This is a genomic window from Streptomyces sp. NPDC014006 (assembly GCF_043088925.1).
Taxonomy (GTDB): domain Bacteria; phylum Actinomycetota; class Actinomycetes; order Streptomycetales; family Streptomycetaceae; genus Streptomyces.
Genome location: NZ_JBICAJ010000005.1, coordinates 1 through 14438, shown reverse-complemented (window position 1 = coordinate 14438; position 14438 = coordinate 1). Strand labels below are relative to the sequence as shown.

The window sequence follows — 14438 nt, the reverse complement described above, 5'->3', positions numbered from 1 at the left end:
ACGACCGGACAAGGACACACCATGACGCTGCAGCAGGGCGAGGCCTCCGCCTCCGCACCGGCTCCCCGCACCACCCGCCCCCTGACCGGCGACGAGTACCTGGAGAGCCTGCGCGACGACCGCGAGGTCTACATCTACGGCGAACGCGTCGAGGACGTCACCAAGCACCCGGCGTTCGCCAACCCCGCCCGGATGACGGCCCGTCTGTACGACGCGCTGCACGATCCGGCCCGCCGCGACGTGCTGACCACCCGCACCGACACCGGGAGTGACGGATACACCCACAAGTTCTTCCGCACCCCGCGCAGCGTCCAGGACGTCGTGGAGGACCGTGAGGCGATCGCCGAGTGGGCCCGCCTCACCTACGGCTGGATGGGCCGCAGCCCGGACTACAAGGCGGCCTTCCTCGGCACCCTCGGCGCCAACTCCGACTACTACGCGCCGTTCCAGGACAACGCACGGCGCTGGTACCGCGAGTCCCAGGAGAAGGTGCTGTTCTGGAACCACGCGATCATCCACCCGCCGGTCGACCGCCACCGCCCGTCCGAAGAGGTCAAGGACGTCTTCGTGCACGTGGAGAAGGAGACCGACGCCGGGCTCGTCGTCAGCGGCGCCAAGGTCGTGGCCACCGGCTCGGCCATCACGCACTACAACTTCATCTCGCACTACGGACTGCCGCTCAAGGAGAAGGAGTTCGCGCTCGTCGCGACCATCCCGATGGGCGCGCCCGGCCTGAAGCTGATCTGCCGCCCCTCCTACGCGGCGACGGCCGCCGTCATGGGCAGCCCCTTCGACTATCCGCTCTCCTCGCGCCTGGACGAGAACGACACCATCTTCGTCCTCGACAAGGTCCTCATCCCCTGGGAGAACGTCTTCCTCTACGGCGACGTCGACCAGGTCAACGGCTTCGCCCCGAAGTCCGGCTTCATCCCGCGCCTGACCTTCCACGGCTGCATCCGCCTCGCCGTGAAGATCGACTTCATCGCCGGGCTGCTGGCCAAGGCCGTCGAGATGACCGGCACCAAGGACTTCCGCGGCATCCAGGCCCGGATCGGCGAGGTGCTCGCCTGGCGCAACATGTTCTGGGCCCTGACCGACGCCGCCGCCCGCAACCCCGAGGAGTGGAAGGACGGGGCCCTGCTGCCGCGCCTGGAGTACGGCATGGCCTACCGCTGGTTCATGACCATCGGCTACCCGCGCATCAAGGAGATCATCGAGCAGGACGTCGCCAGCGGCCTGATCTACGTCAACTCCAGCGCCGAGGACTTCAAGAACCCCGAGGTGCGTCCCTACCTCGACAAGTACGTGCGCGGCTCCAACGGCTACGACGCCGTCAGCCGCGTCAAGCTGATGAAGCTGCTGTGGGACGCGGTCGGCACCGAGTTCGGCGGCCGGCACGAGCTGTACGAACGCAACTACTCCGGCAACCACGAGTCGGTGCGCAGCGACATCTTCATGACCCAGATGGAGACCGGTCAGCTCGACGCGTACAAGGGCTTCGCCGAGCAGTGCCTCCAGGAGTACGACCTCGACGGGTGGACGGTCCCGGACCTCGACTCGTTCCAGGGTCTGCGCAGCGCCAGGAAGAACTTCTGGCACTGACATGACCTCCGTTCCCCTCTCCGTGCGGCGGCGGCCGGGCCCGGCCCTCGCCGCCCTCTTCCTGGCCACCTTCGTCATGGGCAGCGCGGAGCTCGTCGTCGTCGGCCTGCTGAAGCTCGTCGCGGGGGACCTCGCCGTGTCCGTGGACACGGCGGGCACCCTCGTCACCGCGTACGCGCTGGGCATCTGTGTCGGCGGTCCGCTGCTGACGGCGCTCACCATCCGGGTCCGGCGCCGCACCCTGGTGTGGGCGTCCCTGGCCGGCTATGTGGCCGGCAATCTGCTGGCCGCCCTGGCCCCGGGCTTCGGCACGCTGTTCGCGGCCCGGGCCGTCACCGGTGCACTGCAGGGCCTCTTCCTCGGGACGGCGTTCACGGTGGCGGCCGCCCTGGTGCCGCCGGAGCGGACCGGGCGCGCGATCTCCGTGGTGTTCGGCGGCATCGCCGTCTCCACGGCGCTCGGCGTCCCGCTCGGCACCCTGGCCGCGCAGCACCTGGGCTGGCGCGCGGCGTTCACGGCCATCGTGGTCCTCGGGACGGTGGCGCTGCTGGCGGCGGCGGTGTGCGTCCCGCCGGTCGACGGCTCGGGCACGGGCGGCCTGTGGGCACAGTCCCGGCATGCGCTGGCGCCCCGGGTGCTGGCCGTGCTCGGCGTCGGATTCCTGTTGCTGGGGGGCCAGTTCGCGGCGTTCACCTACATCACACCGTTCCTGGAGGACGTCACGGGGGTGTCCGGCACCTGGCTGACCGTCTTCCTCTTCGCCTACGGGGCGGCGACGGCCGCCGGCACCTTCGTGGGCGGCTGGGCGGCGGACCGGGACGCGGCGCGCACGCTCGTCGCGGCGAACCTCGCCCTGGTCGTGGCGTTGGCGGTCCTGCACGTCGCCGGCGCCTCCCGCGTCCTGGTGGCTCTCGCCCTCGTGCTGTGGGGGGTGGTCGGGTTCGGCCTGGTCCCCTCGCTGCAGTACCGGGTCGGGCTGCTGGCCGGCCCCGGACGCGACCTCGCCGCGACGCTGCCGGCGTCCGCGGTCAACGCGGGGATCGCGGTCGGGGCGGTGGCCGGTGGCGCGGCCGTCTCGCACGGCGGTGCGACGGACGCGGTGCTCACCGGACTGCTGGTGTGCGCGGCGGCGCTGCCCGCGACCTGGGCATCGGGGCGGTTGCGCCCGGCGGTGGCCGGGCAGCAGGCGGCCGCCGCCGGGGCGGAGTCCCGCTCCCCGGGCTGAGCGGAGCCCCGGCCGGCGGGGCCGGCCCCGGTGTCCGTCAGCACGGGCGGACCACCGGAGTGCCGGCCCCGCCGGCGGCGGAGAGGTTCCGCGCCGCTTGCGGGTTCCCGTGCGGTGCGGCCGGGTGGCTCATGGAGGCGCGCGGCCGCCGGCACACTGCGACCGTCGTACCCGGCGGTGCCCCTGCACGCGGCGCGCCCGAGCCCGGGCCGGCCCGGGCCGGCGGCCGTGTTCCCGGCGGGTTCCGTCAGACGGACGGCGCCGTGCACGGGGCACTCCGGTCCGGTGTGCACCGAGGTTGGCCGGTGGCGCCCCGGCCGGTGGACGTGCCCAGGCCCGGGTCACCTGCTCGGGACGACGGCCGACGCCGGCACCGTGCGCCGTACCCGCACCGCCGCCGCCGTCGGCACCGCCCGTCGCACCCGCACGGCGAGCGCGGACCGCCGTATGCGCAGGGGCAGTTCACGGCCGATCTGCGGCGGCTCCGCCTCGCGCACGGCCGCGGCGACGGCGGCGGCGAAGTCGTCGTCCGCGGGCACGAGCCGGGCCTGCCGAAACATGGTGCGGAGCTGGTTCAGCAGACCCGGCACCTCGTCTCCCGTCAGCACCCCGCACACGCCCTTGTCCGTCGCCGCGACGAGCACCGGTCCCAGCGACGAGCCCGCCACCGAGTACCGGATGTCCGTGCCGTCGCCGCCCGCCCGGTACGCCTTCGGGGTCATGCCCAGGATCTCCGGCGCCGCAGCGTAGAAGTGACCGCCGGAGTTGAACCCCGAGCTGTACATGGCGTCGGCGATCGTCCCGGACAGCGGCAGCGCCTCGCGCACCCGGCGGGCACGCGCCGCCGCCAGATAGGCGTGCGGCGTGATGCCGGTGAACGACTTGAACAGGCGGTGGAAGTGGAAGCGGCTGTAGCCGACCTTGCGGGCCAGCTCGTCCAGACTCGGCGGCAGCGGTGCCTCGTCGATGATCCGGCAGGCCCGGGCCACCGCCTCGGCGGACGCGGCGTGCCGGTCGGAGTCGTCGGGGCAGCAGCGACGGCACGGGCGGTAGCCCTCGGCCCGGGCGGCCTCAGGGGTCGGGAAGAAGCGGACGTTCTCCCGCAGGGCCAGCCTCACCGTGCAGGACGGGCGGCTGTACACGCCGGTCGTGGTGACCACGTAGCAGAAGTGGCCGTCCGCGCGGGTGTCCCGGTCCCGCACGGCCTGCCAGCGTGCCTCGTCACAGGTGTACAGCGTTGCGGCGGTCGTCGTCACCGTCATGCTCCGTGCCTTCCGTTTCCTCTGGGAGGTCGTTACTCATGGCTCTCGCGGCGGATGGCGCCGCCGGGCGGAGGGGAAGCGTCCGGGGGGCGGGGCGGGGAGGATGCCGGCGCCCGGCGGGTGGTCACGAAGCGCCGCCGCGACCGGGATCGCCGCGAGGTGGCCCGCCGTGAGCCGATCCGACCGCAGCCGGACCACGGACAAGGGGCCGCCGGCCCGGCCGCCACTCCCGGGCCCCGCTTCCGCCGACGCACGGGACCGCCCGCTCGGACGGCTCGGTGGCGCGCGCCCTCGTCCTACGCGAGCGAGCGCGGCGGGACCCCGCCCGGGCACCGAGCCGCCCGAGCGGGCCTTCGCCGTCCCCGGCCGCAGCTCTCGGCTGCCGTGCGGCTCACCAGCTGATGCAGCGGCAAGCCCCGGGCGGGTGCGTCCGGTGACGGCGCAGGACGCCACGGTCCCGCACGGCCTTGCCGTTCGCGGTGCGGGGCAGTTCCCGCAGCAGGTGGTACCGGTCCGGCGCCGGCGCCCCGCCGAGGAACCGGCGGCACCAGGAACGCAGGTCCTCGCCGTCCAGTTCCGCACTGCTCGCCACATGCGCCTCGATCGGGCCGACCCCGAGGACCACCGCGTCCGTGATGTGCCGGTGGGCCCGCAGCACCGACTCGATGCGCAGCAGGTCGACCGAGGCGTCCCCGACGCCCTGGACGCGCCCGCGCAGACGCAGAGCACCGGTCCGGGGATCACACGTGACCAGGTCACGGGTGGACATCCAGCCGCCCGTCCAGGGCGTGTCGTCGTACAGATACGGGGACTCGGGGACGTGCACCTCCAGCACCCCGCCGACCACACGGGTACGGGCGCCGGGCACCGGAACGCCGACGACGGCCGGGCCGAAGCGGCCGGTGAGGTCGGCGGCGACGAGGCCCGTCTCGGTCGTGCCGTAGGCCTGGCCGACACGCACCCCGTGGCGGCCGTGGAACATCGCGGGGATCTCGGGCGGCAGGGCGTCGCCGCTCGACACGGCCAGCCGCAGGTGCGGCAGCTCTCCGGGCTCGGCCCGCGCCAGCGGGCGGAAGTGGTGCGGATTGCCCAACACGACGTGCGCGTCGGCAGCCGCCCGCACGGTCGCCGCCGCCGTGCGGGCCACCGGCAGCACCAAAGTCGCGCCCACAGCGAGGGAGTGGAGCACCCCAGCGATCAGCCCGAAGGAGTGCGTGAGCGGCTCCAGCACGGCCACCCGCTCACCGTGGCGCGGCGCACCGTCCACGGCGGCGAGCCGGTCCAGCTCCGCCAGGAGCGACCGCGGACTCCTGCCGACCGCCTTGGGACGCCCGGTGGTTCCCGACGAGAACTGCACGAGGCAGTGGCCGCCCGCCCTCGGACGGCCGTCGGAGTGGCGGCGCACCAGCACCTCGCACTCGTCGACGAAGTCGTCGGGCCGTCTGCGGCTCTCGCCGAGCGACACCGAGAACTGCGCCGGCTGTGCCCCGGGCGGGACATCCCGTGACCACCGGCCGGGCGGTGTCTCCCTCAGCACCACCTGGGCGCCGAGCGACCACAGCGCGAACAGCGTCCACAGGTGCGTGAAACTCGCGTTGGCGTACAGGGCGACCGTGCTGTGCGCCCGGATGCCGTACTGCTCCAGCACATCGGCCAGCCAGGCCGTCTCGCGGCGCATCCTGCCAAACGTGACCTCGCGGTCTGCGGCACGTGCCCACACCATGTCGTCGGCGTGGCGGCCGAGTAGTTCGGCACCCCACCAGGACCGTTGCGTCATCGTCTCCACCGGACTCCTCGCCGCGGCGCCGGGGCCGCGACGAGAGCGGCCCCGGACGCCTGTCGCCTACTTCTCGACGCAGAACTCGCCGACCGGCCAGCCCACGTGGCGCTTGTCGGTGGCCACATGACCCAGCAACTGGTCGCCCTTCTTCAGCTCCGTCACGTTCAGCACCGCCGCACCGGGGCCGAGCACCCGCACGTGCCAGTCGTCCTGCACGATCAGGCTGACCTCCACGCCCTCCGGCGACACGGCCTTGATGCCGAGCAGCGGGCGGGACTCCAGCTTGATGCGGCCCACCACGATGCGGCGGGTGCGGCCGTCGGCGCCGACGGCGAGCACCGGGCTGCCGGCCTTGAGCTCGCTCAGGTAGTTGGTGCGGTTGTCCGCCCCGAACACGTAGCTGTGCAGCGCGCCCGCGTTGATGCGGAACGGCCGGGTCGGCATGTACGGCAGCGGGTGCGTCTCGCTCACGCACAGCACGAAGCCGTGCGCGTAGGAGCCGACCAGCATGCCCTCGTCCTTCTCGAAGTGGGTGCACGTGTCGATGCAGACCCGGTCACCGAGGCCGAGGTGCTCGATCGACTCGACGGTGAGCGTCTGAAGCTGCAGGTCCGGGGTCTTCACCCGCAACATCTCCACCAGCGCGAAGACGTCGTTGGCGGAGCGCGGGGCCACCAGGACGCCCTCGGAGCCCTTCTCCAGGACGTCGACGATGATCTGCGCCTCCTCGATGTCGGAGGCCTGGCAGATCAGCTGTCCCGGCGAGGCGTCCGCGGCGGCGATCACGATCTCCAGCGGGATCTTCGTCGGGTCCTTGAACTCCACCACGGTGAAGGGGAGTTCACGTGCGGCCTCGCAGGCGAGCTTCAGGGTGGGGTCGTCGACGACGTTGACCCAGGCGGCGGTGTCCTTCTCGCCGGCGCGGTGCAGGCTCTCCAGCGCGCCGAGGCTGTCGACGTCGACGACCTCACGCAGCACGATCAGGTCCTCCGGGGCCTCCTCGCCGATGCGCGCGCCCGGCGCGAGGACGCGCTTGACGGTGTTCGGCAGCAGGGCGAGGCGCTCCGGGTCGCTGTCGACGATGCCGTCGACCCGGGCGTGGATCGCGGCGTCGACGACCGCCTCGCGGTGTTCGGCGGGCACGGTCCGGAGGTCGATCCAGGCAAACTTCACAACACACCTGCCATCTCGGTCTGCGGCGCGGGCTCGGACGTGAGCTCGCGGCGGTGAATGATTGAGGCCAGTTCCCGGACCGCCTTCTCGGGCGACGGGCTGGTGAACACCCGTCGTCCGACAGCGAGTCCGGCGCAACCCAGGTCCATGGCGGTGACCGCGAACTCGTACAGGTTGCGTTCGGTGGAGCCGCCGCCCGCCACCACCACCGGCAGCGGCGAGGAGGCGATCACCTCTTCCATGCGCTCCGGCGGGGCGACGAGCACCGTCTTGACGATGTCGACGCCCAGATCCGCGGCGATGTTCACCACATGGGCGACGAGCGTCGGGTCGGTCGGATCGGTCACACGGGGACCACGCGGATAGATCATGGCCATGAGCGGCATGCCGAAGCGGTCGCAGGCCGCGGCCACGGCGCCGAGGTCGGCGAGCTGCTCCGCCTCGGTGTCGGAGCCGATGTTCACGTGCACGCTGACCGCGTCCGCGCCCAGCCTCACCGCCTCCTCCACGTCACCGACCAGCACCTTGGCGTTGACGTCGGGCCCGTGCGCGGTACTCGCGCTCAGATGCACCACGAGGGAGCACCGCGTGAGCAGCGCCGGCGCGATCATGCGCGCCCTGCCCTTGTGGACGACGACGCCGTCGGCGCCGCCGTCCGCGATGGAGCGGACCAGGTCGCCGAAGCCGGCGGCGGTGGCCACGGGCCCGTCGGACACGGAATGGTCCAGCGGCACGAACAGGAACCGGCCGTCTCCCGGCCGGGACAATCGTGCCAGGCGCACCGACTTACCGGTGAGCGGCATGCTCGACATGACACCCCTCCTCGTTCCTGGTCACAGGGTTCGGGTGGGATTCCGCTGCGGGTCCCGGCTGAACTGTCGCAGTGGCCTCTGAAGAATCGAGCCAGGTGTCCCGCGCCGAGCACGCCGCAAGATGCGGAGTGCGGCCACCGCCGCCGGATGCCTAGCGTCGGCGGCATCCGCGTGTGATCCGCACGCGACAGCGGGAGGGGAGGCCCCATGACGCACGGCAGGCGACAGGTGAGCAGACGGGGAGTGCTCGCGGCGAGCGCCGGGATCGGCGGCGGGGTGCTGCTGCCCGCCGGGCAGGCGGTGGCCCAGCCGGAGGAACTGGTGACCGTCACCCCTGGCGACGCGCGCTACCCGGACCTCGTCCGGGGCTGGAACCAGCGCTACATCGGCCGACCCGAGACGGTCTACGTTCCGCGCTCGACCGCCCAGGTCGCCACCGCCGTCCGGCAGGCGGTCCGGGCCGGCAAGCGGCTCACGGTGCGCAGCGGCGGACACTGCTGGGAGGACTTCGTCTTCAGCCCCGACGTGCAAGCGGTCATCGACATGTCGGCGATGCGGGACGTGGACTTCGACCCGTCCATGAACGCCTTCATGGTGCAGCCTGGCGCCCAGCTCCTCGACGTCTACGAGCGCCTGTACCGCACCTGGGGCGTCATCGTGCCGGCGGGCATGTGCTTCCAGGTCGGGGCGGGCGGCCACGTCAGCGGCGGGGGCTGGGGACTGCTGTGCCGCCGGCTGGGCCTGGTGGTGGACCACCTGTACGCGGTCGAGGTCGTCGTGGTGAACGCCGACGGCACCGTGCGCACCGTCGTCGCCACCCGCGAGGACGACGACCCGAACCGGGACCTGTGGTGGGCGCACACCGGCGGGGGCGGCGGCAACTTCGGCGTCGTGACCCGCTACTGGTTCCGCAGCCCCGGCGCGAGCGGCACGGACCCGGCCCGGCTGCTGCCGGCCCCGCCGCCGGAGGTCCTGGTCAGCGCCGTCTCGTGGAAGTGGGCCGACCTGGACGAGCGGTCCTTCACGCGGCTGGTCCGCAACTACGCGGACTGGCACGTGCGCCACGCCGCCCCAGGCGACCCGGCGACCGCCGTGTGCAGCCTGCTCTCCCTCAACCACGTCTCCAACGGAGCCGTCGGCCTGATCACGCACGTCGACGCGAGCGTGCCCGGCGCGGCCCGGCTGCACGACGAGTTCCTCGCGGCGGTCACCGAGGGCGTCACCGTCGCGCACGGCCCGGTCACCACGCGGATGGGTGAACTGGCCGCGCTGCCGGACCTGGCCGCCCCGCGCCGCCTTCCCTGGCTGCAGGCGGCCCGCTACCTCGGCACGGCCAACCCCACCACCAACGACCCGACCCAGAAGAGCGACTTCAAGTCGGCGTACATGAAGGCCGGTTTCCCACAGCGCCAACTGGCCGCGCTCCACCGCCACCTGACCCGCACGGACATCGGCAACCCGACGGGCTCGGTCATGCTCAGCTCCTTCGCCGGCCAGGTCTCGGCCGTCGCCCAGGACGCCACGGCGAGCGCCCACCGGGACGCCGCGTACAAGCTGGCCTGGATGATCTGGTGGGACGATCCGGCCGACGAGAAGGACTGCGTACGCTGGCTGCGCGAGTTCTACGCCGACATGTACGCCGACACCGGCGGCGTCCCGGTCCCCGGCGCGGTCACCGACGGCTGCTACGTCAACTACCCCGACGCCGACCTCGGTTCGCCGGAGTTCAACCGCTCGGGCACGCCCTGGCACGACCTGTACTACAAGGGCAACTACCGTCGCCTGCAGCGCGTCAAGCAGGCGTACGACCCAGGCAACGTCTTCCGGCACCGGCAGTCCGTGCGGCTGCCGGGCAACTGAACTGGCACCGTCGTGCAACCCGTCGGCGCGGGCCGGTGTTCCTCCTGACGTACAGCATCCGAACGGATGCCCAGAGTGTCGTCTACCACCGCAGGAGCGCCGATGCCGAACAGCCCAGCCGTGGACACCCAGGTCGCCGTCGTCGGCGGCGGGCCCGTCGGCATGCTGCTCGCCCGGGAACTGGCCCTGCTGGGCGTGCGCGTCACCGTCCTGGAGAAGCTGCCCGCGCCGACCGGCGAGTCGAAGGCGGGGACACTGCACGCCCGCACCGCGCAGACCCTGCACCGGCGCGGACTCCTCAAGGCCGTGCAGCCCGGCCCGCCTGCCCCGCCGGTGGGCCGTGGCCCCGTGCCGTTCCACTTCTCCGGCATGTTCGACCTCGACCTGAGCCGTGTCGTCACCGAGGGTCCCGTCATGGTGGGCAGCCCGCAGGCCTGGGCCCAGGAGGTGTTCGCGGCCGAAGCCGAACGGCTCGGCGCGCTCATCCGGCGCGACCGCGAACTCGTCGGCCTCGACGAGGAAGCGGACGCGATACGCCTGACCGTACGCGATGCCCGGGGCGTCACGGACACACTGCGTGCGTCCTGGGTGGTCGGGGCCGACGGCGCCCGCAGCGCCGTGCGCAGACTGACCGGCATCCCGTTCACCGGCACGCCCGCCCGCGTCGGCGCCCTGATCGGCGAAGTCCGCCTGCTGGACCCGGCGCGGGCTCCGCAGGGCTGGCAGCGCAACCCGCGGGGCTGGACCCTGGTGTGGCTCAACCTGTTCGGACGCAGCCGGGTGTGCACCTACGACTTCCGCGGCCCGCACCCGGACCGGCAGGCGCCCGTGACCCTGGACGAGTTCCGGGCGGAGGTGGAGCGGATCGCGGGCCACCCGGTACCGATGGACTCACCCAGCTGGCTCACCCGGTTCAGTGACGCCGCCCTGCAGGCCGAGCACTACCGCGTCGGCAGGGTCCTGCTGGCCGGCGACGCCGCGCACGTCCACTTCCCGGCCGGTGGCCAAGGCGTCAACCTCGGCCTTCAGGACGCCGTCAACCTGGGCTGGAAACTCGCCGCCGAGGTGCACGGCTGGGCGCCGGCCGGACTGCTCGACACGTACGAGACCGAGCGCGCGCCCATCGCCGAGGCGGTCCTGGAGAACGTGCGCGCCCAGGTGGCCCTGATGGACCCCGACCCCCGCATGGACTCGCTGCGCACCCTGTTCGCCCGGATGATGCACTTCGACGACGTCAACCAGTACCTCGGCGGCATGATCAGCGGAGTCGACGTCCACTACGACACCGGCCGCGCCGGCGACCCGCTGGCCGGCCGCTTCGCGCCCGACGTGCTGCTGAAGACCGGTGACTCGGTCACCGGCCTTTCCGAACTCCTGCACAGCGCACGGCCGTTGTTGCTGCTGCTGGCCGACTCGGAGGACTTGCTCAAAGCCGCCGAGCCGTGGCGCTTCCGGGTGAACGTGGTGGCGGCGACCGCGACCGAGCAGATGGGCACGGACGCCCTGCTGGTGCGGCCCGACGGATACATCGCCTGGTCGGCCCGCGGCGACGCCGGGGACGCGGAGACCCTGGCCGGGGCGCTGGGCTGCTGGTTCGGGGACCCCGAGTAGGCAGCGGGGCCCGTACGGTGCCGTAGCGGCGCCGTACGGGCCCCGCCATCCGGCAGGACGCTCGTTCAGTAGCGGTAGTGGTCGGCCTTGTACGGGCCGTCCACTTCGACGCCGATGTACGCCGCCTGCTCCGGGCGCAGCGTGGTGAGCTTCACGCCGAGGGCGTCCAGGTGGAGCCGGGCGACCTTCTCGTCGAGGTGCTTGGGCAGCACGTAGACGCCGGTCGGGTACTCCGACTGCTTCGTGAACAGCTCGATCTGCGCGATCGTCTGGTTCGCGAAGGAGTTGGACATCACGAACGAGGGGTGGCCGGTGGCGTTGCCCAGGTTCAGCAGACGGCCCTCGGACAGCACGATGATCTTCCTGCCGTCCGGGAAGGTCCAGGTGTGGACCTGCGGCTTGACCTCGTCCTTCACGATGCCGGGGATCCTGGCGAGGCCGGCCATGTCGATCTCGTTGTCGAAGTGACCGATGTTGCCGACGATCGCCTGGTGCTTCATCTTGGCCATGTCGGAGGCCATGATGATGTCCTTGTTGCCGGTCGTGGTGATGAAGATGTCGGCCGTCTCGACGACCTCGTCGAGGGTGGTGACCTGGTAGCCGTCCATCGCCGCCTGCAGCGCGCAGATCGGGTCGATCTCGGTGACGATCACCCGGGCGCCCTGGCCGCGCAGGGACTCGGCGCAGCCCTTGCCCACGTCGCCGTAGCCGCAGACGACGGCCGTCTTGCCGCCGATCAGCACATCGGTGGCGCGGTTGATGCCGTCGATGAGGGAGTGGCGGCAGCCGTACTTGTTGTCGAACTTCGACTTCGTCACCGAGTCGTTGACGTTGATCGCCGGGAACAGCAGCGTCCCGTCGCGCATCATCTCGTACAGGCGGTGGACACCCGTCGTCGTCTCCTCCGTGACACCGCGGATCTCGGAGGCGAGGGACGTCCAGTCCAGGGGGCTCGCCTGGAGCAGGGCGCGGATGACGGCGAGTTCCTCGTTGTCGGCGGCGGGCAGTGCGCCGCTCTTGCGGTATTCGACGCCCTGGTGGATGAGGAGGGTGGCGTCGCCGCCGTCGTCGAGGATCATGTTCGGGCCGGGGTGAGCGGGCCAGGTCAGGGCCTGCTCGGTGCACCACCAGTACTCCTGGAGGGTTTCGCCCTTCCAGGCGAAGACGGGGATGCCGGCGGCCGCGACGGCGGCGGCGGCGTGGTCCTGGGTGGAGTAGATGTTGCAGGAGGCCCAGCGGACCTGGGCGCCGAGGGCGACCAGGGTCTCGATGAGGACGGCGGTCTGCACCGTCATGTGCAGCGAGCCGGTGATGCGGGCGCCCTTGAGGGGCTGTGCCTCGGCGTACTCCTCGCGGATCGCCATCAGGCCCGGCATCTCGTGCTCGGCGAGGCTGATCTCCTTGCGGCCGAACTCGGCCAGGGACAGGTCGGCGACCTTGAAATCGGTGAACTCAGCGGACACGAGCGCTCCTTGTGATCTGTGTCGACAGCACGTTCCGATGGATGTCGAGGGCTGCGGTGGACTTGTTGAGCGTGATGTAGTGCAAGCCGGGCGCCCCCTCGGCGAGGAGACGTCCGGCCATGGCGGTGGCGTGCTCCACGCCGATCCGGTGGCCCGCTGCGGCGTCGTCCCGGGCGCTTTCGAGCCGATGGGCGAGGTCTTCGGGGAAGGCCGCGTGGGACAGTTCGGCGAAACGGCGGATCTGACGGACGTCGGTGGCCGGCATGATCTCGGGGATGATCGGGATGTCACAGCCCGCGGCCGTGACCCGGTCGCGCAGCCGCAGGTAGTCCTCGACGTGGAAGAACATCTGCGTGATGGCGTAGTCGGCGCCCGCCCGGCACTTGGCGACGAAGTGCCGGACATCGCTGTCCCAGTCCGGGGAGCGCGGGTGCATCTCGGGGAAGGCCGCCACACCGATGGTGAACTCACCCAGCGAGCGCACCAGTTCCACCAGTTCACGGGCGTAGGTGAAACCGTCCGGGTGCGCCGTCCAGGGGCCGTTCGGATCGCCGGGCGGATCACCGCGCAGCACCAGGACGTCCCTGATCCCCGCGTCGGCGTACTGGCCGATGATGTGCCGCAGTTCGGCCACCGAGTGCCCGACGGCGGTCAGGTGGGCGGCGGGCCGCAGGGTGGTCTCGGCGGCGATGCGCCGGGTGACCTCGACGGTCCGTTCGCGCGATGAGCCGCCGGCGCCGTAGGTGACGGACACGAAGGTGGGGGAGAGGGATTCGACGCGGCGGACGGAGTTCCACAGGGCGCGCTCACCCTGGCCGGTCTTCGGCGGGAAGAACTCGAAGGAGAACGAGGGAACGCCGTTTGCCAGCGCCTCGCGCACGGAGCTCATGAACGGCCTCCCGCGTTGAAGTAGCTCGCCTGGGGGTGGTGGACGACGATGGCGTCCGTGGACTGCTCGGGGTGGAGCTGGAACTCCTCCGACAGGTGCACGCCGATGCGCTCCGGCCGGAGCAGGTCCGTGATCTTGGCGCGGTCCTTGAGGTTCGGGCACGCCGGGTAGCCCAGGGAGTAGCGGCACCCCTGGTACTCGGTACGGAACATCCCGTCCAGGGCGGCCGGGTCGTCCCCGGCGATGCCGAGTTCGGCGCGTACGCGCGCGTGCCAGTACTCGGCGAGGGCCTCGGCCAGCTGGACGGACAGGCCGTGCAGCTCCAGGTAGTCGCGGTAGGCGTCGGCCTCGAACAGGCGCGCTGTCTCCTCGCCGATGCGCGAGCCGACCGTCACCACCTGGAGACCGACGACGTCCCGCTCCCCGGACTCCTCCGGGCGGAAGAAGTCGGCCAGGCACAGCCGGCGGCCGTGTCCCTGACGGGGGAAGGTGAAGCGCGTGCGCTCCTCGCCCTGCTCGTCCAGGACGATCAGGTCGTCGTTCTTCGACACGCACGGGAAGTAGCCGTGCACGACGGCCGCCTCCAGCAGGTTCCCGGTCCGCAGCCGATCCAGCCACATCCGCAGCCTGGGCCGGCCCTCGGCCTCGATCGTGTCGCCCTTGAGACCCCATTGGCCCTTGAACAGGGCGCCTTCGTCGAGCCAGGAGGCGTACTCCTTGAGCTGGATGCCCTTGATCACGCGGGTGCCCCAGAACGGCGG

General features: G+C 71.9%; 11 protein-coding genes. 4 read left to right on the top strand and 7 right to left on the bottom strand.

All coding sequences use genetic code 11. The features are described from left to right. Nucleotides 1–21: 21 nt before the first annotated feature. Nucleotides 22–1602 carry a 4-hydroxyphenylacetate 3-hydroxylase family protein gene (locus ACF1GV_RS18220; RefSeq protein WP_391681693.1) on the top strand — a complete coding sequence of 527 codons (1581 nt, stop codon included), beginning with the start codon at nt 22–24 and terminating at the stop codon, nt 1600–1602. A 1-nt stretch (nt 1603) separates the two neighbouring features. Further along, the gene (locus ACF1GV_RS18215) at nt 1604–2827 is read left to right on the top strand and encodes an MFS transporter (protein WP_391681689.1); all 1224 of its coding nucleotides are present in this window, start codon (nt 1604–1606) and stop codon (nt 2825–2827) included. 341 nt (nt 2828–3168) lie between these two features. Here ACF1GV_RS18215 and ACF1GV_RS18210 read toward each other — a convergent pair whose 3' ends face one another. From ACF1GV_RS18210 to ACF1GV_RS18195, 4 genes are all read right to left on the bottom strand, one after another. Next, nucleotides 3169–4089, bottom strand: coding sequence for a bifunctional transcriptional activator/DNA repair enzyme AdaA (locus ACF1GV_RS18210; RefSeq protein ID WP_391681686.1), 921 nt, complete (start codon nt 4087–4089; stop codon nt 3169–3171). Between the two features lie 391 nt (nt 4090–4480). Further along, on the bottom strand, nt 4481–5866 hold the full coding sequence (locus ACF1GV_RS18205) for a class I adenylate-forming enzyme family protein (RefSeq protein WP_391681683.1): 1386 nt from the start codon (nt 5864–5866) through the stop codon (nt 4481–4483). Nucleotides 5867–5932: 66 nt separating this feature from the next. Further along, nucleotides 5933–7042 (bottom strand): 3-dehydroquinate synthase II, encoded by a 1110-nt coding sequence (locus ACF1GV_RS18200; RefSeq protein ID WP_363266136.1) that lies wholly within the window; start codon nt 7040–7042, stop codon nt 5933–5935. Continuing rightward, nucleotides 7039–7845 carry a 2-amino-3,7-dideoxy-D-threo-hept-6-ulosonate synthase gene (locus ACF1GV_RS18195; RefSeq protein WP_391682917.1) on the bottom strand — a complete coding sequence of 269 codons (807 nt, stop codon included), beginning with the start codon at nt 7843–7845 and terminating at the stop codon, nt 7039–7041. Before ACF1GV_RS18195 ends, ACF1GV_RS18200 begins: the two co-directional genes overlap by 4 nt. 216 nt (nt 7846–8061) lie before the next feature. Between ACF1GV_RS18195 and ACF1GV_RS18190 the strand changes: the two genes are divergently transcribed. Both ACF1GV_RS18190 and ACF1GV_RS18185 read left to right on the top strand, forming a co-directional pair. After that, a complete protein-coding gene (locus ACF1GV_RS18190; RefSeq protein ID WP_391681681.1) occupies nt 8062–9714 on the top strand; it encodes an FAD-binding oxidoreductase in 1653 nt (550 codons plus the stop codon). A 102-nt stretch (nt 9715–9816) separates the two neighbouring features. After that, a complete protein-coding gene (locus ACF1GV_RS18185) occupies nt 9817–11325 on the top strand; it encodes an FAD-dependent monooxygenase (protein ID WP_391681679.1) in 1509 nt (502 codons plus the stop codon). 65 nt (nt 11326–11390) lie between these two features. Here ACF1GV_RS18185 and ahcY read toward each other — a convergent pair whose 3' ends face one another. The 3 genes from ahcY to ACF1GV_RS18170 all read right to left on the bottom strand — a co-directional run. Beyond that, nucleotides 11391–12788: an adenosylhomocysteinase gene (ahcY, locus tag ACF1GV_RS18180; RefSeq protein ID WP_391681676.1), complete on the bottom strand. Its 1398-nt coding sequence runs from the start codon at nt 12786–12788 to the stop codon at nt 11391–11393. Beyond that, a complete protein-coding gene (gene metF / locus ACF1GV_RS18175; protein WP_391681674.1) occupies nt 12778–13677 on the bottom strand; it encodes a methylenetetrahydrofolate reductase [NAD(P)H] in 900 nt (299 codons plus the stop codon). The genes ahcY and metF overlap by 11 nt, the downstream gene beginning before the upstream one ends. Beyond that, a partial coding sequence (locus ACF1GV_RS18170; protein ID WP_391681671.1) for a vitamin B12 dependent-methionine synthase activation domain-containing protein occupies nt 13674–14438 on the bottom strand: 765 nt, incomplete at its 5' end. The genes ACF1GV_RS18170 and metF, both read right to left, overlap by 4 nt.

Coding starts and splice junctions, on each gene's coding strand:
- ACF1GV_RS18220 (WP_391681693.1), top strand. CDS start 22: ATGACGCTGCAGCAGGGCGAGGCCTCCGCCTCCGCACCGGCTCCCCGC.
- ACF1GV_RS18215 (WP_391681689.1), top strand. CDS start 1,604: ATGACCTCCGTTCCCCTCTCCGTGCGGCGGCGGCCGGGCCCGGCCCTC.
- ACF1GV_RS18210 (WP_391681686.1), bottom strand. CDS start 4,089: ATGACGGTGACGACGACCGCCGCAACGCTGTACACCTGTGACGAGGCA.
- ACF1GV_RS18205 (WP_391681683.1), bottom strand. CDS start 5,866: ATGACGCAACGGTCCTGGTGGGGTGCCGAACTACTCGGCCGCCACGCC.
- ACF1GV_RS18195 (WP_391682917.1), bottom strand. CDS start 7,845: ATGCCGCTCACCGGTAAGTCGGTGCGCCTGGCACGATTGTCCCGGCCG.
- ACF1GV_RS18190 (WP_391681681.1), top strand. CDS start 8,062: ATGACGCACGGCAGGCGACAGGTGAGCAGACGGGGAGTGCTCGCGGCG.
- ACF1GV_RS18185 (WP_391681679.1), top strand. CDS start 9,817: ATGCCGAACAGCCCAGCCGTGGACACCCAGGTCGCCGTCGTCGGCGGC.
- metF (WP_391681674.1), bottom strand. CDS start 13,677: ATGAGCTCCGTGCGCGAGGCGCTGGCAAACGGCGTTCCCTCGTTCTCC.